Origin of the sequence: Streptomyces sp. XH2, from assembly GCF_049725035.1 — a bacterium.
In the GTDB taxonomy this organism is placed as follows: domain Bacteria; phylum Actinomycetota; class Actinomycetes; order Streptomycetales; family Streptomycetaceae; genus Streptomyces; species Streptomyces roseoverticillatus.
In genome coordinates this window covers 90147-110331 of the sequence record NZ_JBMMMZ010000001.1, presented here as the reverse complement: position 1 = coordinate 110331, position 20185 = coordinate 90147, and the positions used below count along the sequence as shown (strand labels likewise).

General features: G+C 68.7%; 22 protein-coding genes and 1 pseudogene. 15 read left to right on the top strand and 8 right to left on the bottom strand.

Annotation, left to right across the window (positions count from 1 at the left end):
* Positions 1 to 291: 291 nt before the first annotated feature.
* Both ACOTKD_RS00555 and ACOTKD_RS00550 read right to left on the bottom strand, forming a co-directional pair.
* The gene (locus tag ACOTKD_RS00555) at positions 292 to 666 is read right to left on the bottom strand and encodes a nuclear transport factor 2 family protein (protein WP_424886794.1); all 375 of its coding nucleotides are present in this window, start codon (positions 664 to 666) and stop codon (positions 292 to 294) included.
* Positions 667 to 1833: 1167 nt separating this feature from the next.
* Positions 1834 to 2358: a hypothetical protein gene (locus ACOTKD_RS00550; RefSeq protein ID WP_424886793.1), complete on the bottom strand. Its 525-nt coding sequence runs from the start codon at positions 2356 to 2358 to the stop codon at positions 1834 to 1836.
* A 660-nt stretch (positions 2359 to 3018) separates the two neighbouring features.
* Here ACOTKD_RS00550 and ACOTKD_RS00545 point away from each other — a divergent pair.
* The 7 genes from ACOTKD_RS00545 (at position 3019) to ACOTKD_RS00515 (ending at position 8585) form a co-directional block, all read left to right on the top strand.
* Positions 3019 to 3447 carry an ArsR/SmtB family transcription factor gene (locus ACOTKD_RS00545; protein WP_424886792.1) on the top strand — a complete coding sequence of 143 codons (429 nt, stop codon included), beginning with the start codon at positions 3019 to 3021 and terminating at the stop codon, positions 3445 to 3447.
* Positions 3440 to 4096 (top strand): SRPBCC family protein, encoded by a 657-nt coding sequence (locus ACOTKD_RS00540; protein ID WP_424886791.1) that lies wholly within the window; start codon positions 3440 to 3442, stop codon positions 4094 to 4096. Before ACOTKD_RS00545 ends, ACOTKD_RS00540 begins: the two co-directional genes overlap by 8 nt.
* A 902-nt stretch (positions 4097 to 4998) precedes the next feature.
* Positions 4999 to 5352, top strand: a complete 354-nt coding sequence (locus tag ACOTKD_RS00535) for a VOC family protein (RefSeq protein WP_424886790.1) — start codon at positions 4999 to 5001, stop codon at positions 5350 to 5352.
* Between the two features lie 25 nt (positions 5353 to 5377).
* Positions 5378 to 5881 carry an SRPBCC family protein gene (locus ACOTKD_RS00530; RefSeq protein ID WP_424886789.1) on the top strand — a complete coding sequence of 168 codons (504 nt, stop codon included), beginning with the start codon at positions 5378 to 5380 and terminating at the stop codon, positions 5879 to 5881.
* 698 nt (positions 5882 to 6579) lie between these two features.
* A complete protein-coding gene (locus ACOTKD_RS00525) occupies positions 6580 to 6918 on the top strand; it encodes a hypothetical protein (RefSeq protein WP_424886788.1) in 339 nt (112 codons plus the stop codon).
* A 15-nt stretch (positions 6919 to 6933) separates the two neighbouring features.
* Entirely contained in the window at positions 6934 to 8043 is a 1110-nt protein-coding gene (locus tag ACOTKD_RS00520) for a M14 family metallopeptidase (RefSeq protein ID WP_424886787.1), read from the top strand.
* A 275-nt stretch (positions 8044 to 8318) separates the two neighbouring features.
* Complete coding sequence (locus tag ACOTKD_RS00515; protein ID WP_424886786.1) at positions 8319 to 8585, top strand: hypothetical protein; 267 nt, start codon at positions 8319 to 8321, stop codon at positions 8583 to 8585.
* 87 nt (positions 8586 to 8672) lie between these two features.
* Here the strand turns inward: ACOTKD_RS00515 and ACOTKD_RS00510 are convergent, their stop codons facing one another.
* The gene (locus tag ACOTKD_RS00510) at positions 8673 to 9698 is read right to left on the bottom strand and encodes a hypothetical protein (RefSeq protein WP_424886785.1); all 1026 of its coding nucleotides are present in this window, start codon (positions 9696 to 9698) and stop codon (positions 8673 to 8675) included.
* A gap of 246 nt (positions 9699 to 9944) precedes the next feature.
* On the opposite strand from ACOTKD_RS00510, the gene ACOTKD_RS00505 reads away from it, so the two are divergent.
* The 3 genes from ACOTKD_RS00505 to ACOTKD_RS00495 all read left to right on the top strand — a co-directional run bounded on the left by ACOTKD_RS00505 (position 9945) and on the right by ACOTKD_RS00495 (position 10983).
* Positions 9945 to 10088 (top strand): hypothetical protein, encoded by a 144-nt coding sequence (locus tag ACOTKD_RS00505; protein ID WP_424886784.1) that lies wholly within the window; start codon positions 9945 to 9947, stop codon positions 10086 to 10088.
* Between the two features lie 62 nt (positions 10089 to 10150).
* Positions 10151 to 10555: an SRPBCC domain-containing protein gene (locus ACOTKD_RS00500; RefSeq protein WP_424886783.1), complete on the top strand. Its 405-nt coding sequence runs from the start codon at positions 10151 to 10153 to the stop codon at positions 10553 to 10555.
* 176 nt (positions 10556 to 10731) lie between these two features.
* A complete protein-coding gene (locus ACOTKD_RS00495; protein WP_424886782.1) occupies positions 10732 to 10983 on the top strand; it encodes a hypothetical protein in 252 nt (83 codons plus the stop codon).
* A gap of 27 nt (positions 10984 to 11010) precedes the next feature.
* On the opposite strand, the pseudogene ACOTKD_RS00490 reads toward ACOTKD_RS00495, so the two are convergent.
* The 3 genes and pseudogenes from ACOTKD_RS00490 to ACOTKD_RS00480 all read right to left on the bottom strand — a co-directional run.
* A pseudogene (locus tag ACOTKD_RS00490) lies at positions 11011 to 11170 on the bottom strand (IS481 family transposase); the annotation flags it as partial.
* On the bottom strand, positions 11167 to 12345 hold the full coding sequence (locus tag ACOTKD_RS00485) for a Cmx/CmrA family chloramphenicol efflux MFS transporter (protein WP_424886781.1): 1179 nt from the start codon (positions 12343 to 12345) through the stop codon (positions 11167 to 11169). The pseudogene ACOTKD_RS00490 and the gene ACOTKD_RS00485, both read right to left, overlap by 4 nt.
* Positions 12346 to 12951: 606 nt before the next feature.
* A complete protein-coding gene (locus tag ACOTKD_RS00480) occupies positions 12952 to 13620 on the bottom strand; it encodes a TetR/AcrR family transcriptional regulator (RefSeq protein ID WP_424886780.1) in 669 nt (222 codons plus the stop codon).
* A 57-nt stretch (positions 13621 to 13677) separates the two neighbouring features.
* On the opposite strand from ACOTKD_RS00480, the gene ACOTKD_RS00475 reads away from it, so the two are divergent.
* The gene (locus tag ACOTKD_RS00475; RefSeq protein ID WP_424886779.1) at positions 13678 to 15126 is read left to right on the top strand and encodes an MFS transporter; all 1449 of its coding nucleotides are present in this window, start codon (positions 13678 to 13680) and stop codon (positions 15124 to 15126) included.
* The gene (locus ACOTKD_RS00470) at positions 15123 to 15527 is read left to right on the top strand and encodes a cupin (protein WP_424886778.1); all 405 of its coding nucleotides are present in this window, start codon (positions 15123 to 15125) and stop codon (positions 15525 to 15527) included. The genes ACOTKD_RS00475 and ACOTKD_RS00470 overlap by 4 nt, the downstream gene beginning before the upstream one ends.
* Before the next feature lie 58 nt (positions 15528 to 15585).
* Here the strand turns inward: ACOTKD_RS00470 and ACOTKD_RS00465 are convergent, their stop codons facing one another.
* On the bottom strand, positions 15586 to 16614 hold the full coding sequence (locus tag ACOTKD_RS00465) for a hypothetical protein (protein ID WP_424886777.1): 1029 nt from the start codon (positions 16612 to 16614) through the stop codon (positions 15586 to 15588).
* Between the two features lie 159 nt (positions 16615 to 16773).
* Between ACOTKD_RS00465 and ACOTKD_RS00460 the strand changes: the two genes are divergently transcribed.
* Together ACOTKD_RS00460 and ACOTKD_RS00455 are read left to right on the top strand one after the other, a co-directional pair.
* The gene (locus ACOTKD_RS00460; RefSeq protein WP_424886776.1) at positions 16774 to 17583 is read left to right on the top strand and encodes an RNA polymerase sigma factor; all 810 of its coding nucleotides are present in this window, start codon (positions 16774 to 16776) and stop codon (positions 17581 to 17583) included.
* Complete coding sequence (locus ACOTKD_RS00455) at positions 17580 to 18698, top strand: CU044_5270 family protein (RefSeq protein WP_424886775.1); 1119 nt, start codon at positions 17580 to 17582, stop codon at positions 18696 to 18698. The genes ACOTKD_RS00460 and ACOTKD_RS00455 overlap by 4 nt, the downstream gene beginning before the upstream one ends.
* Positions 18699 to 18751: 53 nt before the next feature.
* On the opposite strand, the gene ACOTKD_RS00450 is transcribed toward ACOTKD_RS00455, so the two are convergent.
* Positions 18752 to 19192 (bottom strand): Lrp/AsnC family transcriptional regulator, encoded by a 441-nt coding sequence (locus tag ACOTKD_RS00450; protein WP_424886774.1) that lies wholly within the window; start codon positions 19190 to 19192, stop codon positions 18752 to 18754.
* Between the two features lie 202 nt (positions 19193 to 19394).
* Between ACOTKD_RS00450 and ACOTKD_RS00445 the strand changes: the two genes are divergently transcribed.
* The gene (locus ACOTKD_RS00445) at positions 19395 to 20039 is read left to right on the top strand and encodes an AzlC family ABC transporter permease (RefSeq protein WP_424886773.1); all 645 of its coding nucleotides are present in this window, start codon (positions 19395 to 19397) and stop codon (positions 20037 to 20039) included.
* Positions 20040 to 20185 lie beyond the last annotated feature (146 nt).

The following is a 20185-nucleotide window of genomic DNA, read 5'->3' as shown; positions in this document are numbered from 1 at the left end:
CGGCCTTGCCCGTGGATCTTCGCCAGGCGGGGTGCCCTGCCTGAGCAGGTGACGGCGGCTGAGGTCAGTTGCTCCCGTGGAACCGATGAGGTACCTAATCAGCGTCAGGTTCCCGCCCCCGGGTGTGACGCCGTGTGTCCAGCGGTGCCGGCCGCGGCCGGCACCGCCGCCAAGAGACGGTCATCGCATGCGCGCTCCGGCTCCACGAATGTCCGGTCCCAGGTCATGGCCTGACCAGCCGGCGGCGCTGTTGCGCCGGTGGTCGCGACGACGGAGCAAGCGCGTGGGGGTTCAGGGGAGAGGCCGGGTGTCCCCTGCGAAGACGATGATCTGGTCGATGAGGTTGCGCCGCAGGTGGACGACGTCGGTTCCGGCGAGGCGGGGGCCGCCGTCAGGGGTGGTGAAGGCCCACTGGTACCGAGCCCACTCATCGGGCATGTCCACTTCTGAGCAGCGAGTCATCGTGCCGGTTCCTGCTGGATGGCGCCGGATGTCCAGGACGAAGCGCTCGACTGCCGCGATGCCTTCACTGCGTCCCAGCGGCCCCCAAAGGATCACGTCCGAGGTCAGGGCCTGGGCCAGCAGACTGGTCACGTACTTGTCGTCCGAGGCGTTGAACGAGGAGATGAACGTGTCGATCGCGCCCTGTGCGGTCTCTTCCTGCATGTATCAGTAATACCAGTCATCTTGCGGGAGGTGGCCCTCGGCAGGGGCAAGGGGCAAGGGGCAAGGGGCAGCGCCCGTCCCGTACCGGCGCTCGTGTTGCACTGCATCTTGGCCGAAACAGGGGGTGCGTGCTGGGCCGGTCCGCCCTCGATCACGGGGTTGGAGTGGTTGAGGGTCTCGTTCATTGCGCTACGGCACTGCTCGCGGTGGCTGCTCGCTGTAGCAGTGCCTGGACCGGCGGGATTCGGGCCTGTCACGGGGGACCGTGATGGGGCGCCGGGCTGGGCGGGTGTCTGGTCTGGGTGGTCCGGCAGTCACGAGGCGCTCGTGGGCCGGCCCAGTGCCGGGCGCAGCTGATCCGGGCCTGGCTGCGGAGGGGAGTGCTGGAGGGCAGGGTTACCTCCGCGACAAGGGGGGCGGGAACCGCTTGGGGCTCACCGGTCCGCGCCCTGCTGGCCGACATTGCCTTGTACGTCCTTGAGGAGGCGTGACGGGACGAGAACCGCCGACTGGGGCAGCGGAGCAAGAGCGTGACGCACGGCAGTCCGGTGCCGTCGACGGTGAGGTCGGCCTCGGCATCGGGCGGCGCTCATCGACACAGGCTCTGGGTGATGCGCCACAGGCGACGAGGCAGATCACCCTCCTCGAACGCGTAGACGTCATGGTCGGTCGCGCCCCTTGCCGTGTCCGCAGGGCAGCCTGGAGGGTGCTGATCAGGCCGCGGCACAGCCGGCCGGTCGTGGGCGCGCCCGACATGCAGTACGCGCGTTCCGTTGCTGGTTGTGGGAAGCGACGAATCGGCGACGATGGTGGGCGGGTGCCGCGGCGCAGGCGGTGCACTGGCCGGCACGCGGGCCATACGGTCCGGCCCCTGGTTCGTCGCGAGCGTTCCGCGTTGCCGTCTTGGGCGGAGCTGCGGTGGCCCACAGACCGGAGGGAGGTCGGCTTCGGTTCCACCCGCGTGGCGGTCCAGTCTTTTTTCCCCCCCCCCCCCCCGGTCCTGGACGCCTGATGCCCCTCCGCGACAGTGCCGGATCTGTCGCGAGACATCCCGGAGCGGTCGTGCCGAGCCCGGGCACATCGGACGGGTTTGCCAGGCACGGCCATGCCGGTCTGGGGTGCGGCGCTCGCGCCGCGGCGGACGGTGAGGCGCGGTTGCGCTGTTGGTCAGTCGGCGGACTTGCTCTCTGCTTCGAAGTAGGAGTCGAGCACAGTGTCCAGTTCCGTCACCCACTGCTTGAGCAGGTTCCGGTTGGGTGCCTCGATGCGGACGTTGTAGCTGTGGTGGTTGGTGGTGTGGACGGTGACGGTGATCTGCCGGCCGAACCGGGGGGTGTTCGTCTCCACCGCGCCGATCTCCGCCCAGTCGAACTCGGCCGTTTCCCCGTCCAACTGGAGCGTGACGCCGGTGCTGTCGACGGTGATCGAGCCGCGTCGGTCGGACACCTCGAAGGCCGGACCGTCGGCCGCCGGCCGGGGTTCCTCTTCGGCGGCAGTCGCCTCCGCTGCTTCGGGTGCCTCCGTTTCTGCTTGCGGCTCTGGTGCGGTGCCGGCACCTGGTACGGCGTCTGCCGGTACCGGCAGACGCTCCTTCGCTTCGGCAGGGCGCGGCGGCGTCAGGCCGGGGATGAACGCCGGATCGGTTCCGGCGGCGTACGCGGGTGGGGTGTTCTGGCCTATGCGGTGGTCCACGGCGGGCAGTATGGCCGATGGAGCTGTGTGAGTGGTAGCCGGGTCCGGCCCACTCGGTGTCTGTTCGATTACTTCACCACGACAGCGATGAGGCGATCGCCGGCACTCCAGCGATGCGTCAGGCGAGGCGCCGGGGGCCGGCCGGGCGCTCGCAACAGTCCGTGTGGTGACGGCCGCGGTGACAAGAAGGTCGCGGCAGGGGAGGGTGCCACTGATTCTGCGATTCCACGGCGGTTCTGCGATGCGGCGTCGAACCGGAGCCTTGCGGTCGGTCAGCGTGGCGCAACCAGAGCCGCGGGTACGGAGGGGGCGCTGAGGCGTGCACCGCGGGTTACACCGGTTCAGGGTTGCACCGGCACCACCGCTGACCTGCGAAAGCGAACTGATGGTGGTTCAGCGATCACGCGATTGACCAGGCCCGGGACTGCGTCAAGGATCGCCTTGCGCCACGTGGCGCGGCAGGTGCCCCTTCGAGCGGGCGGGTGGATCAGGGTGCTGGAGGAGGGCCTTTGGGGGAGTAGGGGAGTAGGGGGGAGTATCGGGACGGGGCGGGAGTGGTGAGGAGCCGGGACAGCAGCCACTCCGCCCTTCTCGCGCCGGCCGGTGACCCCTTTAAATAAGCGTTGTCTTATATAAGAAATGGCTTGCATGATATGAGTCATGCAGGCATTTGATGTGCTGGGGGACCCGATCCGGCGTCGCATCCTGGAACTGCTGGCCGAAGGCGAGCGGACCTCCGGGGCGGTGACCGCTTCGATCCGGGAAGAGTTCGCGATATCCCAGCCGGCCGTCTCCCAGCATCTGCGGGTCCTGCGTGAGAGCGGGTTCACGACAGTACGCGCTGAGGGTGCGCGTCGGCTCTACACGATCGATGCAGCGCCGCTGCGCGAGGTGGACGTCTGGCTTGAGCGCTTCCGCGGTTTCTGGGAACAGCGCCTCGACGCGCTCGGCTCCGAACTCGCCAGGGGTAAGCGGGCCCGGCGGCCGCATGACGGCACACAAGGGGGCGGCGATCGCAGTGCGGGGGATCGTACTGCCGGAAAAGAGAAAACTGCCGGAAAAGAGAAAGAGGAGACCCTAGATGGCTGACGTCATCGACCTGATCAACGCCATGCACCGCCAGGTGCGGGACACCGAGACCCCCAAGGGCACAGGCCGCAGCATCGTCATGCGGCGCACCTACGACGCCGCCGTCCACGACGTCTGGGAGGCATGCACCGACCCGGAGCGCCTCGGACGCTGGTTCCTGCCCGTCACGGGTGAGCTCAAGCCCGGCGGCCGGTACCAGTTGGAGGGGAACGCGGGCGGCGAGGTGCTGCGCTGCGAGCCACCCCGGCTGCTGCGGGTCAGCTGGATCTTCGGAGAGCCCAAGGAGGGCGACCTCAGCGAGGTCGAGGTGCGCCTGACGCCCGAGGGCGAGGAGCGCACTCTCCTCGAACTGGAGCACACGGCCATCGTCGACCCTGCGTTCTGGGACACCTACGGGCCCGGCGCCACCGGTGTCGGCTGGGACCTGGGCCTCGTCAGCCTCTCGATGTACCTCACCGAGGGCGAAGCGTTCGACCGCGAGGCGACGCAGGCATGGAGCGAGTCCGAGGAGGCACGCTTGTTCCTGGCCGCCAGCAGCGAGGCCTGGGGAAAGGCGAACGCGGACTACGGCACGCCCGCCGGAACCGTCGCGGCGATGACATCCGCCACCACGGACTTCTACGTGCCGAAGCCGTCCTCCGATTCCTGAGCCAAGGTGGGGTGGGCGACCGGACGGCCCGCCGCCGGCCGGTCCCTCGCGCACGTCACGGATCGCTTTGCTCCGTGTGGGCGTCGCTTGAAGAGTGGACCGGGACGGCGCAGGCTTCTGCGCCCTCCCGGAAAACGCGCGCTGCAAGCTGAGCGTGTGGTCGGAAGCGAGTGGCACGGTGCCACCGGTGAACCGAGCCGGACTCCCGATGCCGACAGCTGACAGCCGACAGTGCGCTGACCGCCCTGTGGACGCCGGTGTTCGAGCCTGCCCCGGGCCGGGTAGCTGCCCCGCGCCATCTGACCGCACCATGTTCTGACCGGCCGCGTGGGATGCCACCCTCACAGTCGCCGGACAGCGACCACGTACCCGGCAGAGGTCTTGGACGGCGGTGGTGAGGCCGGCGCCCTGGACGCGACATCGGGGCCCGCGTAAGCGTGGCTGTGGAAAGCGGCGGCCGGTCCAAGATCGGCGACGTCATGCTGCGGGCCTGGTCCGGAGGTGTGGCAGGAGAGCCGATCGGTGTAGCGAGTGCCGGAGTGAGGTGGGCGTTCTTGCCATTGAGGGCTTCACCGCCGGCGGCAGCGAACATGCCGGTGGTGGGGTCGGTGACGACCGTAGCCGAGCCCGGGCGCCTGGCCATGGCACGGCCGGGGCACGAACACGTGGGTGGTCACGGAGACGGCGAACGCCTCGCGTGTCGCGGTGATCCACCGACACGCGGCACCGGTACGCGACACCAACACGCGACACGTATCCAGCCACTGGCGATGTGGGGTGACAGGTGGGACCTTGCGCGGCCGCCGCATCCGGAGCACTCCCCGGTGGCGCCAGCCCGTCCTGCTCCTTACGGTGAGGGCCGAAGGCTTGAGGCTTCCCGAGCCGGCAGCGAGGGCGGAGACATGATCAGTGGCGCGCACGTCGTCGTGTTCAGCCAGGATGCCGAGGCCGACCGGGCCTTCCTCCGGGACGTGCTCGGCTTCCTGTGCGTCGACGCCGGCCGCGGGTGGCTGATCTTCGAGCTGCCGCCCGCCGAGGCCGCGGTACACCCGTCCGACGCATCCGGTGGCCACGAGCTGTTCCTGATGTGCGACGACATCCGGCGGACCGTGGAAGAGCTGTCCGCGCGGGGTGTGGACTTCACCCAGCCGGTCAGCGACGAAGGGTGGGGGCTGCTCACCACCCTCCGCCTCCCGGGTGGGGGCGAGCTACGTCTGTACGAGCCGCGACACCCGCTCGCGCGCGGCCTCCGCTGAGGACGACCGGCGGCTGGGTAGGGGCGTGGCCTTCTTCCGGATCGTACGAGAGGTCCCGCTGCCGGCCGGGACCGCCTGGGAACGACTCACACACTGGGAGGGGCACGCCGCCCACGTGCCGTTCACCACCGTCGAGGTGATCACTCCGCCATCCGCCCGTTCGGGAACGCGGTTCGTCGCCCGCACCCGTCTCGGCCCCGTCGCCTTCGACGACCCCATGGAGGTCGTGCGATGGGAGCCGCCCCGGTCCCGCGCCGTTCCCGGCTACTGCCGGGTGGAGAAGCGAGGGCGTGTGGTCCAGGGCTGGGCCGAGATCGCACTGCGGCCAGTTACCGGAGAGGCGGGCGCACGATGGTGCCGCGTCGTGTGGTCCGCCGATGTGCGCTTGCGTGGAGTGCCCCGATTTTTCGACGGTCTTACGGGAAAGGCTGCACGCCTCATGTACGAGCGGATCCTTGATGGCCTGCTGCTGGGAACGGGCCGGGAAGGCGGCCGCGGCAACCATGACCGCACGCGACAAGGGGTCTGAGCCTATCCATCGCCTCTACTCCGCGAGTAGACCTCGGTTTCGAACTCGTCCGTACGGTGAGGGAAGTGGAAAGGCATCGAGAAGGTCAGGGAGAGCGTGCGCCCTGAGGGGGAGAACTGACAGGCCGTCCGGCCGACCTGGCAGCCGAACACGTGGTGCCGGGCGTACAAGTGACGAAGTGGCGGTTCTCGCCGACCGCGAGATCACCGAGGCGGCGGCCGGTGTGCTCAGTACGAGTGGCCAGGTGGTGACCCGGCCGACTCGGTGTTCCAGATCGGTCGGATCACCCTGGCAAGGACCGCGACGTCGGTGCTCCAGCTCGTGGACACGGGCTTGTGGAGCTCGACGCTCCGGTGCGCCGGTATTTTGCCCGGCTTCCGCGTGAGAGATGGCGGCCGCCGCTGCGATCACCGTCCAGCAGCTGCTGAGCCACACCTCGGGCATTGAATCGGGCATTGAATCGGGCATTGAAGGGGACCCGTTCCTGGGCACCGGCTTCTGCGGACGACGTCGTGCCGCTCTCAGGCCGTCAGGAAGACGACCTGCAGTAACAACTGTTCCGTTGTTCCGCGCGCCGGAGCCCGCGGCGCGCGCAACTCCGTTTTGTTGCGGGCGATAACCGAATCCCGCCTCGCTTGACACCACTCCCGTCACAGGGCGCACCATGAGAGCAGAGACCCAGCGAGGGGTGTGAGGCCATGCCCTCCGACGAGAACCACCACGACAAGAACTACCAAGACAAAATCCTTCGTGTCCGCGTGAACGCGAAGGATGAGGAGACGCTCCGCGCCGTCCTCCGCGACGAGCGCCCCGATGTCGGGGGCCGCCCCCGCACCCATGCGGACGGCAGTGTCGGCATCGACGCCTACGTGAGCGCGCGGAAGGCCGAGGCGCTGGAGCAGCCGGGAGTGACCGTGACGGTGGTGGGCGACGCCACCGCCGTGGGCAAGGCCCGCCAGGCCGAGGTCGGGGAGGGCGACCGGTTCGCCGACCCGTCGGCCGTTCCGCGCGGGCTCGGCGACAAGGTCGAGGACTGATCCGGTGAGGTTCCCATGCCGGCCAACACGAAGTACTTCAACACTACCGAGGTCGATTCGGCCGTGGTCCGCCTGGCAGGCGCGTACCCGGAGCTGAGCCGGCTCGTCACGCTCCCTGAGCGGTCGGTCGAGGGCGTGACGTGTCACGCCCTCGAAGTCGGTTCCACCCCTGACGGAGGCAAGGACTGTGTCGTCCTGACGGGCGGGGTGCATGCTCGTGAATGGGGCAGCTGCGAAGTCCTCATCCACTTGGCGGCCGATCTCCTGGAGGCGTACGACCGCGGCACCGGGCTCGCCTACGGCGGCGCGCGGTTCGACGCGGCGCAGGTCCGGTCCCTGCTGGACGGGCTGTCTGTCGTCGTCTTCCCGCTCGTCAACCCCGACGGCCGCCACTACAGCCAGACCGCCGACCCGATGTGGCGGAAGAACCGCAACCGGGCCCACGCGAGCGGCGGTCCGGCCTGCATCGGCGTCGACATCAACCGCAACTTCGACTTCCTTTTCGATTTCGCCACCGCGTTCGCCCCGGCCGCCGTTCTCCGGGTCTCCGACGACCCGTGCGACTATCAGACGTACCAGGGCCCGCACCCGTTCTCCGAACCCGAGACGCGCAACGTCCGCTGGCTGCTGGACACCTACCCGGGTACCCGGTGGTTCGTCGACGTGCACAGCTACTCCGAGGACATGCTCTACATCTGGGGCGACGACGAGAACCAGTCGGTCGACCCCGACCAGAACTTCCGCAACCCCCACTACAACGGGAAGCGCGGCCTGCCCCACGACACCGCGTACGCGGAGTACATCCCGAAGAACGACGAGGAGACCGCCCTCGAACTGGCCAAGGAATTCTGCGCGGGGCTGCACCGCGTCCGTGCCGCCACATACAAGCCGATGTCCGGCTTCCACCTGTACGCGACCTGTGGGACCAGCGACGACTACGCGTATTCCCGGCACATCGTCGACGACAGCAAGGGCAAGGTCCTTGCCTTCACCATCGAGTGGGGCAAGGAGGACCCCGCTTCGGAGGCCGCGAGCTTCCACCCGCCGTGGGCGGAGATGAAGAGAATCATCAAGGACGTCGACGCCGGGCTGGTCCAGTTCTGCCTGGCCGCGCTGAAGACCTGAACCGGCAGCTGAAGAGCTGAACCGGCAAGAGCGTGTGTGTCCAAGAGCGTGTGCCGAGAAGGTGCTGCGCACATGAGCTCGACCAAGACCGTGGCCGCGAGCTCTACCGCCATGCGGCACAAGGGGTACACGGACGCGGCCTGACGTCGGTACGTGACGCCCTCACCGGGCTGGTCGAAGCCGATCGGGAACGCGACGCCGACACCACTGTCGACGACCTCGGCAGGTGGACGACATGGCCCGGCACAATGCTCCGGCGGTGACGGATCCGGCCGATGCGCGGCAGAACAAGGACGCCGCCGACGCCCGTCTGCCGCGCGGCCGTCCCCGACTACCTCATGCTCCTGGGGAGCCGCGACATCATCCCGCACCAGCAGCTGAAGAACCGTGTCACTCACGACGCCCTGCTCGTCCCCAGCAACTTCGAAGCGCTGTGGGCTGTGGCCGTGCCGGGGACAGCAGGCCCCGGCCGCCCTCCACGAAGGAGAGCGGCCGGGGCTGCTATGAGTCCGGGAGCGACTCTGCTGCGCAATTCCCGTTGATCATCTGCGGATCGCACGGTGAGACTGTGTCACTCCGGGAGCGCTCGGTCACTCACACGGGTTTGAGCAGCCGCACTCGTGTACGTGTCATGCCGCGGGCTTCTGCAGCCAGTCTGCTTCGGTGGTCCAGAACATCTGGCGCGCACCGAGGTAGTCGTGGGCGAAGTCCGTGAACCGTTCGCGGGTGTACGGCTTATCTGTTTTGGGGTCCTTGGCGTTGATGTCGGGTTCCTGGACGGCCATCGCGACGAGGGGGAGGGTGTCCTTGTATTCGTGGAGGAACTTGTAGGAGTTCTCCATCTGGTACTTCCGGTCCGGCAGGGTGTCCGGTCCTCCGATGCCGATCTTCTTGTCCCTGGCGAGGTCGAACATCTCCTTCATGCGCTTGTGGTCGTCGTCATCCGGCAGGAAGTTGATGTACTGGATGAACTGCGTCTTGGCGAAGACCTTCTTGCCGTAGCGCATGTTGTCGATCTCGGCATCGATGTAGGACTTCGAGGTGTACTTGGTCCGATCCGTCTTGGTGTCCACCTCGACCGCGGTCTCCGGAAGGTTCACGCCGGCGAGCTTGCCGTCGAACTTCTGCGCCATCGCCTTCAGCATGGCCTGGAAGTCTGCTCGCACCTCCTTGTTCCACTGCGCGACCATGGCGCCGCGGGTGGTGGGGTTGTCAGGGTTTTCATCGATCGTCGGCGCGACCCCACCCTCATCCTTCACATACTGGGGGACATTGGCGTCCTTCATGGCTACGTCGAAGAACCGGTCCTGGACCTGGACGAACAGCTTCTTGTGACGTTCCTGGAGATACGTCAGGGCATTGTCCAGCCGCGACCACTTGTACTCACCCTTCTTCCCCTCAAGGGCCTTCCAGGGCACCACCACCTGCACGCCGCCGATGTCCGAACGGTCAATCATGGCCTTGACCTTCGGGTTCTCGCCGGACGCGGCATCCTCGAAATCGCCGAGCGACATGTACAGATTGTCCGTGACCTTGCCATCGGACACGGCGGCGGCCTTGGCGGGGGCGGGAGCCGCGGCGGCGACCCCGGCGCCGGCCGTCAGGGCGACGGCCGTGAGGACAACAGATCCGACTGCACCACGTTGCGTCATCATGAACGAGACGCTAGGGGGTGGTTCTTAGTGAAATATAAGAGTGTCCATCAATGGCTGTGGGCACCTTCGGCTTCAGGCTGGACAGGTCGGGGAGCGGCTTCATCTTCACGCGGTGAGGTGGAAGCTGCGGCCGGTGGGGCGTCTGAACCGTGAGGGCCGCGAGACCCGGGTGGAGCCCCACCCTCTCGATCAGCCCCAGGCGCCGAGGCCGTTGCGGCGGGTGGTGGACTACCGGTCGATGAACACGTGCGCCGCTGGGACCGCATCGTCGGCTCCTGGGCGGTTGGCGACTATCAGGTCCTTGACTTTGCCTGGGACGAAACGATCGTGGACCTGGGCAGTCGGCAGGCTGCTTACGAGTACTGCGCCAACGTCGACTTCGCTGCCTAGCGCTCCAGTTGCAGATCGCTATCGCTGCTGGTCAGGAGCCTGTTTTTGAGTGTAGTCGGCTGATGGACCGTCATGTGTTGGGAGTTCGTGCGGGTGGCGGCCTGAGCTGGTACCGCTTCGACGAGATCTCCGTCTCCGACTGGCAGCCCGGTTCCGCCTGGGCCCACCGCCGCCTGGACGAGTCCGGCATCGACGACGTCATCGGCACCGTCGTCGAGATCGAGGCGCTGCGCCGCCTGGTACTGACCTGGACCGGCCCCGACGAGGAACGCCCCCACGGCCCGTCCCGGGTCACCTTCGAACTCAAGCCGTACGGCGAGACCGTCCAGCTCACCGTGACGCACGTCAACCTGTGCGACGAGCAGGAGCTGCGCCAGATCACGGGCGGCTGGAACTTCGTCCTGTCCAACCTCAAGTCGTACATCGAAACGGGCAAGACTCTGTCGGTCCCTTCCTGGCGCCCCTGAGGCCGGCACCTGTCTGGCGCCCCTGAGTCCGGCGGGCCGGGACCACATGAGCTGCGGCCCCGGCCCGCCCGGCAGCCCGGGTAACCGAGCGGCGCTTGACGCCGAGGCCGTCGAACCTTCCTGGCATCGATCGACGGGGTGGAGCGGCTGCGCCCGAAGTCCAGCCGGTCCAGCGCTTGGGAGGGCGCCGACTCGCGTTCGCGTCCGACGTCACCACCCCGAATGGCTACGGCCAGGCCCCGCTCGCCGCCCGTCCCGAGATGCCGGACATCGAAACACCCGCCGGCATCGAGACCCCGTGCCACGGCGTCCAACTGCGGGCCCCCGCGAGCCTGCTGTCCTTCGACCTCGCGTCCGGGGCACTGGAGCACACCACCTGGTGGCACCTGGAGCCCTGCGAGTCCTGGCTGACCGACGTGAGTCGGTGAGGAGTGCGGAACGCTGGGACGATCTCACAGCCCGGCTTCGCCGTACTGGTCGTAGTGGTTCTTTCCTTTGGGAGGCAGGCGCGGGAGACGCCGGCCTCGGCGGCGACGTGGGAATGGGACGGGTACGGCATTGTTCGACGAGCCTTCGGTGTCCGTCGATGTTCAAGGGCGCGTTCGTGTGCGTCATTGGAGCACCTCGGTGCTCGAGCAGGCCGTGATCACCGCGCGGAAGGGGAATGCGATGAGGAGCGCAATGGCGATCAGGAATCCGCTCGACCACAGCGGCCCGAGGTTCCCGGCTCCGGAATTGAGGGTGGTCGCGGCGATGAGGGGGCCGACGGAGGCGCCGACGTTGAGTGCCGCGGTCGCATACGAACCGGCCATGGTGGAGGCTCCCGCGGCCTCGTAAAGGACCCGCGTGATCAGGGTGCTGCCCAGCGCGAACGACAGGACACCCTGGACGAACACGAGGGCAAGCAGAGCAACCGGCTCATCGGCCGGCACGGCCAGGGCCGGCCACCCGATCAGCAGCAGCGGACCACTGACCGCGATGACCGCGCCGGGGTTCTTGTCGGACAAGCGACCGGCGACGGTGACTCCGACGAAAGAACCGATACCGAAGAGCACCAAGGCGATAGAGACCCACAGCTCACTCAGCCCGGCGGTGCCGGTCACGACGGGGGCGAGGAAAGTGAAACGGGCGAAGGTGGCTGCATTCACCAGCGTGCCCAGCAACATCACCAGGATCAACCGCGGCATTGCCAACTGGGCGAGCTCCGCTCGCAAGGCCGGCCCGCGAGTCGCCTGTTCCTTTACGTGTTCTGCCGGGATGCCCTGCAGGATGCCGAGAGCTGCGGGCAGACAGAGAGCGGCAACAGCCCAGAATGTGGCCCGCCATCCGAGCAAGGCGCCGAGCACAGAACCACCAGGGACACCGGCGATCGTGGCCACCGTCGTGCCTGACAGCAGCACGGCCGGCGCACGTCCCTTCTTGTCGGGCGAGACCAACGCGGCGGCAGCCGTCAGAGCGACAGCGAGGAACCCTGCGTTCGCGAGCGCGGCAACGACCCGGGTAGCGAACAGGAGTGGGAAGCTCGTGGTGATGGAGCCCACGGCGTGAGCTGCTGCGAAAGCGAGGATGAACCCGAGCAGGCTGGAGCGCCTGGGCCAGTTGCGGGCAAGTGCGGCGACAAGGGGGGCGCCGACGATCATACCGATCGCGAAGGCCGAGGTGAGTGCTCCTGTTGTCCCGACGCTGACGTCGAGATCCGAGGCGATGTCCGGCAGGAGGCCGGCGAGCATGAATTCCGAGGTGCTCATGGCGAAGACCGCCACGGCAAGCAGGTACAGCGGAAGAGGCATCGAGTGGCTCCGAGGCGAGGAGAAGCGCGAGAAGATCATCTCGTCACCGCGACCAGCCCCTGAAGGACCACTCGTCCGACCGCAGAATGCGGCCCGACGGAAGGCTATGAGCTCAGTGGTTCAGGGGGCTGACGGCGTGACCGAAAGCCCCCGCCTCGTCTGACTCAGGACTCGACATGATCTGCATGCTACCCGACCGATACGCGTCGAACGCATTGCGGTTTCACCGGCATCGGCTTGTGTCACCAACGTCATGTCCCGCAACGACTGGGCCTGCGGGTTGCCGGTTCGCCCAAGGACCGCCATGATCGACCCTCTCGCCGGCGGTCGGCCCGAGCGTCTTCTGTCCGAGAGACCGGAGACGGGGTATCGACCGATTCGGGCACGCGTCGGTCCTCCCGGGGAGTTGGGGGAGCCGGGCGGGTCGGAGAGCGGTCCGGCTCGGGAGGGATTCGTGGGCGAGACCGAGTGCACGATGGACGGCACGTCGGACACCATCGTACGAGCCTCGGAACTCCCGCCGTTCGTAGCCGAGTTGGATCCGGTTCGCACTGTCCGGCGGGAGCGACTCCCGGCTGACGGTGGGCGTCCAGTTCGGCAATGGGGTTAACGGGGGGCCAGGAGGCCGTCCACCAGGGCTCGGAGCCCGTCGAGGTAGGTGTCTTCTGCGGTCAGTGATGACCAGTGGTCCGCGACCTGTGCCAAGCGGGGCAGCTCGGTCGGGTCGAGATCGGTGAAGACTTGTTCCCGGTAGGTGGGGCGGGTGTCGTCCGTGCGCCGCCGGGCCGCTGTCGCGCGGACCACGATCTCTCCGGCGGTGTAGTACCAGATTGCGCGGTAGCCGTGTACTGCGCGCTCGGAGGACAGGCCGCATCCGATCAGGCCGTCAACGATCTGCTCGACGAACCAGAGGGCGGAGGCGGCCATGAGGTCGTCGGCGGTCAGTACTTCCACGATCCACGGGCAGGCGGCGAGCACCTCGTGGATCGTGGCAGCGGCGGCGATGACCTGCTCGCGGGGCTGAGCGGGTAGTTCGGGTCGGTGCAGCGTTCGCGCGGCGTAGTCGTCCAGCAGGAGGACGAGTAGTTCTTCCTTGTTGCGGACGTGGTGGTAGAGCGCCATGGGCGTACTGCCGATCTCCGTGGCCAGCCGTCGCATGGTCAGTCGGTGCACGCCTTCCGTGTCCACGATCCGGCGGGCTGTTGTGACGACCTCCTCTCGGGAGATGCGGGGAGGCCGGCCGAGGGTTTTGCGCGGTGCTGACGTTTGCGGCATGCCTTCATCATCCCTCAGGTGTGGACAAGATCGGTTCCCTGGCGCTAGTTTCCATACATGTATAAAAACTCGCGAGGGCGCCCTGAAGTGGTGCTGGCAGCCGTGGCTGTCGCCCAGTTCGCCGTCGCCCTGGACTTATCCGTGGTCAACGTCGCCCTGCCCGCGATCCGCGCCGCGCTGGGGTTCGCGCCGCGCGACCTGTCGTGGATCGTGCATGTCTACGCGCTCACGCTCGGCGGATTTCTGCTCCTGGGAGGCCGCGCGTGTGACCTCTACGGCCGACGACGGCTGTTCGTACTGGGCTTGGCCGTCTTCGGGCTGTGCTCACTGGCGGGCGGGGTCGCTCAGGCGCCCTGGCAGCTGATCGCCGCGCGCGCCGGCCAGGGCCTGGGGGCCGCCGCGGCCACCCCGGCCGCGCTGGCGATGCTCACCACCACCTTCCCCGAGGGCCCGCAGCGCGTGCGCGCACTCGGAGTGTGGAGCGGGGTGAACGCCGCAGGCGGAGCACTGGGCGTGCTGGCGGGCGGGCTGCTGACCCAGTACGCGGGCTGGCGCTGGGTGATGCTGATCAATCTGCCCATCGTCGCGGTGGCTCTCGCGCTGGTCCGTGCAGGTATGCCCGCCGAAGCACGCCCCGCCCGGCGCGAGAGACTGGATGCGCTCGGTGCCGTCCTGGCCACCGGGGGAGTCGGGCTGCTGGTCACCGGTATCGTGCGTACCGACGCCCAAGGATGGGACTCCTCGGCCACATGGACAATGCTCGTCGCAGGGGCCGTTCTCCTGGCCGGCTTCGTCGTCACGGAATCCAGGGCCACCGCACCGCTGTTGCGTCTCGGCCTGCTGCGCAGCCGCTGGGTTGCCGGCGCCAACGTGCTGGTCTTCTTCTCCACGGCCGGGCAGTTCGCGTCGTTCTACTTCGTGTCCCTGTACATGCAGCAGGTTCTGGGCATGGGAGCCGCAGCAACCGGTGCCGCCTTCCTGCCCTTCTCCGTAAGCCTGGTCGCGGGCACCCTCGTTGCGACCCGCGTCACTGCGGCACGTACTCCTCGTACGTCCCTGGTGCCCGGCGCTCTGCTGGCCGCCGCGGGCCTGACCTGGTTCGCCTTCAGCAGCCCCGACGGCGGCTTCCTCACCGACGTGCTCGGCCCGTGCATCATCACCGGCCTCGGTGTCGGACTGGTCATCGCCCCGATCGTCGTCGCCGCAACCACCGGCGTCGCTCCCCATGAGGCCGGCATGGCCTCCGGCCTCATGAACAGCTCCCGCCAGCTCGGCGGCTGTATCGGCCTGGCCGCCCTGGCCACCATCGCCGCACACCGCACCGGCACGGCAACCGACCCCGCCGCGATCAACGACGGCTACACCCTGGGCCTTGCCATCGCCGCCGTCCTTTTCGTTCTCGCGGCCCTCGTGGCGATCAGCGTGCTGCCCCGCCGCCAGGCCGTAACGCATGCACCGCAACACGCCGCTACCGCAAGGAATCAACTGGAAGGAACGCCGTCATGACGACGACACCTCTCTCGCCCATCGACCTGTTCGCCGCCGCGCTGCACATCCACCCCGACGGCGGTGTCCGAGCCGCCGAACGCCGGATGACGAACGGCGACTCCGGCGCCTGGCAGATCGCCACGTTCCACGTGGAGACCGACGCCGACGTTCACGCCGACCACTGGGAGATGCACCCGCAGGCCGAGGAGGCGGTCTGCTGCCTGACCGGCGGTGTCCGCCTCTACTTCCGTCCCGTCAGGCCCGACGACGGCGAGGACATGGTGCAGTTGCAGCCGGGCACCGCCGCGATCGTCCCCCGTGGCCGCTGGCACCGGCTGGAGCTGGACGCTCCCAGTGACCTGATGTCGATCACCCTTCGCCATGGCACCCGCCTCGAAAAACGTACCGACACTCGCTGACCGCGGGGTGGCCCTGGCGGCCACCCCAGCCGTCCTGGCTGTTCCGGCCGCTTCCTTGTCACGTCCCGCGTGTTGAAGTTCCAGCGGTGGCAGGGGTAGCGAGCGGCCGGCTGGTGCGAGCGGGGCTGGTGGGGGCGTTGTCGAAGGTGTGGGTGGTTGTGGTTCCGGCGCGCACGGCGACGTTGTCGGCGCTGTAGCGCTTCGCGGGCGCACCGGGAGCGGTGGGGGCCCAGTAGGTGATGTCCCACGTGCCGCGTTCCGGCGTGACGAAGTAGGTGGCCGTGCCGGGGACCGTCAGGCGCCCGGTGAGGCCCACCGTCGGTCCGGCGCTCGGCTGCAGGTCGACGGTCGCGGTCCCGGTGGTGCCCGGCCGGGCACCACCGCGGACCTCCACGGTGGCCCGGTCCGTCGTGGAGGGGTGCCGGGTGAGCCCGGTCAGGGCGCGGGGCCCGGTGAAGACGTATCCGAGTGCGTAGTCGGCGGACTTGGTCGTCCAGTACGCGTCGTACCACTGTTTCACCGCCCCGGGCTCAGCATCGGGGCCCAGATGGGCGACGCGCAGGCTCGGTGCGGCGATCATCCGGTTGATGAGGCGGGTGGTGCCGTTGTGCTTGACCTCGGTGGCCATCATGCCGTGCAGGAACGTCGCGGAGCGGTCGGGTGGCCGCACATCGACGGGTGCTGTGGTGCGCGCGTCGACGGTCACGGTGGTGTCGCGGTCGAGATCGAGGCGCGGTTGGACGATCCAGTCCGTGCCGTCCGCGGCGTTGCCGGTGGTCAGGTAACTGTCGAGCAGGTAGCGGCCCTTGGGCAGGCGCACGGTGGTCGTGCCGGAGGCGTCGTGCGGATTGACGGACTCGCCGGCGCCGGGGCCCGAGATGCCGGTGACGGTGGTGTCGTACGCCCCCGTCGAGCTGCCGGCGCGGTCGAGGTGACGGATCGTGAGACTGTACGTCTTCGGCGCCGCGGCGAAGGCCGCGGCGCCCGGGGCCGTGGCGTCCAGGGCAGGAGTCGCGCAGCCGACCAGGGCGGCAGCGACGGTCAGGACCCGCAGGACGCTCCGGCGGGGTACGGAAGAAGTGGTCATGATCTGCACTGCGCCGCAGGGCACGGGAGTTCCTGTGGGCTGCGTCACTCGGAACGCGAGTCCGCGGCCTGCACGGGTCGTGTGGTGCACATCAATCGTGTGGTGCACATCACCGGAACCCGCGCGGCGGACGTGACAGAGCAGAACGTGGAATCACTGATGAGGCACCGCTTCCGCCGCGGAGACCGCGACGCCTTGGCGGAGCTGTACGACGAGCACGCCCAAGTGCTGTACCGCTACGCCCTGCGGGTGACGGGCGACTGGGCGGAGGCTGAAGACGTGGTCTCGGCAACCTTCCTGGAGGCATGGCGCGGCCGGGAAGGCGTGCGGCCCGACGGGGACAGCCTGCGCCCGTGGCTGCTGGGAATCGCCACCAACATCATGCGCCGCAACGCCCGCGCGCGCCGCCGCCGGGACATCGCGCTCGCCCGCCTCCCGGAACGCGGCTCGATTCCCGACTTCGCCGACGATCTCGTCGCCCACCTCGCGGACACCGAGCAACTGCGCGCCGCGCACGCCGCACTCGCCCGCCTGCGCCGCCGCGACCGGGAGGTCTTCACCCTCGTGGTGTGGGCGGGCCTGGACTACGCGGCCGCGGCCGAGGCGCTCGGCGTGCCCGTCGGCACGGTCCGCTCGCGCCTTTCCCGCGCCCGTACCCGGTTGCGTGAACTCGCGGACGCCGAAGCCCGCGCCGCGCGCTCGCAGAATCCGCGGACGGGAGCCGAGCGGACTCGCCCGGCGTCCGGGGAAGGTCCCGCCACCCGCGTCGAGACGCTGGACGATCCCCTCGGCAGGCCGCGTGCGAAGGAAGATCCCCTCGGCAAGCCCCGTGCGGGCGATCCCCTCGGCAAGCCCCGTGCCAAGCCCTTCACTGAGCCCGCCGCCAAGCCCTTCACCCAGCCTCTCGACGAGCCCGGACCGGGCCGCCTCACCGTGGCGCGGCCCTTGACCCAGGAGAACCACGGATGAACACCACCCCGCGGCGCCGTCCGCTCCACGGGGCCGAGCCCGAGGAGGCCGAACGCCTCGGTCTCGCCGCCCTGCTGCCCCCACCGCCGGTCCCCGGCCTGGATCCCGACCGTGAAATGCTCCTGAAGGAAGCACTGCTGCACAAGGCCGACTTCCCCGAACCGCGGGGGAGCCTCGCCCCTCGTGCCTCACGCCCGCATGCGCGGCGGCGCCTGGTCTTGCGGGTCATGGCCCCGGCGGCCGCCTGCGCCCTGGCGATCGGCGGTATCGTGGCGGAGAATCTCGTGGACACGCCCGGGCACCAGGCCCCTGCGGCCCCCGGTGACGACGCCGCCCGCGCACCTGAAGCGGCCGGGCTCCTCGACCGCATCGCCCTCGCCGCCGCGGCACAGAGGCAGCCGGCGGTCCGCGCCGACCAATACGTGTACGTCGAGAGCAAGGTCGCCTACGCCGCACAGAGCGCCGCAGGAGGTTCCCTGGCCCTGGCTCCCGTGCACACACGGCAGGTATGGCTGTCCGCCGACGGCAGCCGTCCGGGCCTGCTGCGCGAGGAGGGCCGGCCGGACACACCGCTCGGTGCCGACGACGCACCTGTCTACGCGTTGGACGGTCCAGGGGCGACACCCCGGCCGACCACTCTGAGCAAGGGCCCGTCGATCAGCGACCCGACCCACCAGTACGTCGCATCGCTGCCCACCGACCCTGTCGCCCTGCTGGAGCTGGTCCGGGGCGAGACCCGCGGACAAGGATGGAGCCCGGGCTCGGACCCCGATCAGCGGGCATTCGCCGCGATCGGTGACCTGCTGGCCGAGACATGGGCGCCACCGCAGGTCAGCGCCGCGCTCTACAAGGCCGCCGCGAAGATCCCCGGGGTCACGGTGGTCCGTTCGGCGACCGACGCGACGGGTCGTGAGGGCATCGCCGTCGCCCGTACGACGCACGGGCGGCAGACGCAGTGGGTCTTCGACCGGAGCACGTACGCGTTCCTCGGTGAACGTACGGTCCTCACCGAAGCAGGGGAGGCGGGCCCGGCCGGGACGGTTGTCGGCACCTCCGCAGTCCTCGCCAAGGCTGCGGCCGACCGCGCCGGCGAGGTTCCCGCCGGGCACGGATGACGCACCAGGCGTTCCGAGGCCCTGCGTCCTTGCTCCGGCGGCACCCCGGGCGTTCAGTCGTCCGTCTTGATTTTCTTCATGACGAGGTGGGAGTCGACGCGGGTGACGGCGCGTAGTCCGATGAGTTTGTTGGTCAGGAACGTCTCGTAGGCGGCATGGTCGGTGACGGCGATGCGGATGAAGTAGTCGGGGCGGCCGAAGAGGCGGTGGAACTCGATGACCTCGTCGTAGGAGGCGATGGCGGTTTCCAGTTCTTCGACGGTCTGGAGGTCGTTGACGCCGATCTCCACGGCAGCCATGACTTCGAAGTTCCGGCCGGTCGCGGTGGGGTCTATGCGGGCCCGGTAGCCGGTGATGATTCCTTCGTCTTCCAAACGTTTGACCCGGCGCAGGCACGGTGGCGGTGTCAGGCCGACGCGTTTGGCCAGTTCGACGTTGCTCAGGCGCCCGTCCTGACGCAGATGAAACAAAATTTCACGATCGACGTCATCCATGTAACAAAGTATCCCATACTGCATGGTAGGAGGAATGATCGGAAACCAAATTACGCGACGAAACACCTAAAATTGCTGCATGAACACCGCGTCAGATGCGGTCCTGGAACGCCGTCACCAGGGCACCACCGCACCCGCTGTCCCTCCCGCTCCGCCTCCCGCCGGGTCCGATTTCCGGGCAGCTCTCAAAGACTCCAGCTCCGTGGGTCTGGCCCTGTTCCCGCTGGGGATAGCCTTCGGTGTGCTCGTCGTCCACGCAGGGCTGGCCTGGTGGTGGGCGCCGGTGATCACCGCTTTCGTGTACGCGGGCTCGCTGGAATTCCTCCTCGTCGGCCTCGTCACCGCGGCGACGCCACTGGCCCAGATCGCGCTCACGGCGTTCCTGGTGAACTTCCGGCACGTCTTCTACGCCCTGTCCTTCCCCCTGCACCGAGTCGGCAGCCGGTTCGGCAAGGCCTACAGCACCTACACGATGACCGACGAGGCCTACGCCCTGACCACCGGTGAGGCCGCCCAGTCCTGGAGCGGCCGACGGATCGTCTGGCTGCAAGGGCTCTGCCAGATCTACTGGGTAGCCGGCGCGACCCTCGGCGCGTTCTTCGGTGCCCTGGTCCCCGCACAATTGGCCGGTCTGGACTTCGCGCTGACCGCCTTGTTCATCGTCCTGGCCGTCGATGCCTTCCTCGCCCGGCGTGACATCCCCACCCCCGTCCTGGCTCTGGTGTGCGCACTGGTTGCCCGTTTCCTGCTGCCGGGACAGATGCTGCTCGCCGCACTGGGTCTGTTCACCACCGCTCTCCTGGCCCGCCGCGCCGTAGCCTCGCGAGGGGAGGCGGCCCGTGCCTGACAACACGGGCTACGTCGCCGCCGCCGTCGCCATATCCGCCGCCGTCACCTGGGCGCTGCGCTGCCTGCCCTTCGTCGCGCTCGCACCCCGGCGGGCGCGCGCGCCCCAGCGCGACCTCACCCACAGCATGCCGGTCGGGGGGATGG

Excerpts from the sequence above, each read along its gene's own strand:
- ACOTKD_RS00540 (WP_424886791.1), top strand. The coding sequence starts at position 3,440 with ATGGCTGACGTCATCGACCTGATCAACGCCATGCACCGCCAGGTGCGG.
- ACOTKD_RS00470 (WP_424886778.1), top strand. The coding sequence starts at position 15,123 with ATGACGACGACACCTCTCTCGCCCATCGACCTGTTCGCCGCCGCGCTG.
- ACOTKD_RS00555 (WP_424886794.1), bottom strand. The coding sequence starts at position 666 with ATGCAGGAAGAGACCGCACAGGGCGCGATCGACACGTTCATCTCCTCG.
- ACOTKD_RS00455 (WP_424886775.1), top strand. The coding sequence starts at position 17,580 with ATGAACACCACCCCGCGGCGCCGTCCGCTCCACGGGGCCGAGCCCGAG.
- ACOTKD_RS00485 (WP_424886781.1), bottom strand. The coding sequence starts at position 12,345 with ATGCCTCTTCCGCTGTACCTGCTTGCCGTGGCGGTCTTCGCCATGAGC.
- ACOTKD_RS00460 (WP_424886776.1), top strand. The coding sequence starts at position 16,774 with ATGAGGCACCGCTTCCGCCGCGGAGACCGCGACGCCTTGGCGGAGCTG.
- ACOTKD_RS00545 (WP_424886792.1), top strand. The coding sequence starts at position 3,019 with ATGCAGGCATTTGATGTGCTGGGGGACCCGATCCGGCGTCGCATCCTG.
- ACOTKD_RS00515 (WP_424886786.1), top strand. The coding sequence starts at position 8,319 with ATGCGCGGCAGAACAAGGACGCCGCCGACGCCCGTCTGCCGCGCGGCC.
- ACOTKD_RS00480 (WP_424886780.1), bottom strand. The coding sequence starts at position 13,620 with ATGCCGCAAACGTCAGCACCGCGCAAAACCCTCGGCCGGCCTCCCCGC.
- ACOTKD_RS00535 (WP_424886790.1), top strand. The coding sequence starts at position 4,999 with ATGATCAGTGGCGCGCACGTCGTCGTGTTCAGCCAGGATGCCGAGGCC.
- ACOTKD_RS00520 (WP_424886787.1), top strand. The coding sequence starts at position 6,934 with ATGCCGGCCAACACGAAGTACTTCAACACTACCGAGGTCGATTCGGCC.
- ACOTKD_RS00525 (WP_424886788.1), top strand. The coding sequence starts at position 6,580 with ATGCCCTCCGACGAGAACCACCACGACAAGAACTACCAAGACAAAATC.
- ACOTKD_RS00465 (WP_424886777.1), bottom strand. The coding sequence starts at position 16,614 with ATGACCACTTCTTCCGTACCCCGCCGGAGCGTCCTGCGGGTCCTGACC.
- ACOTKD_RS00510 (WP_424886785.1), bottom strand. The coding sequence starts at position 9,698 with ATGATGACGCAACGTGGTGCAGTCGGATCTGTTGTCCTCACGGCCGTC.
- ACOTKD_RS00500 (WP_424886783.1), top strand. The coding sequence starts at position 10,151 with ATGGACCGTCATGTGTTGGGAGTTCGTGCGGGTGGCGGCCTGAGCTGG.
- ACOTKD_RS00475 (WP_424886779.1), top strand. The coding sequence starts at position 13,678 with ATGTATAAAAACTCGCGAGGGCGCCCTGAAGTGGTGCTGGCAGCCGTG.
- ACOTKD_RS00450 (WP_424886774.1), bottom strand. The coding sequence starts at position 19,192 with ATGGATGACGTCGATCGTGAAATTTTGTTTCATCTGCGTCAGGACGGG.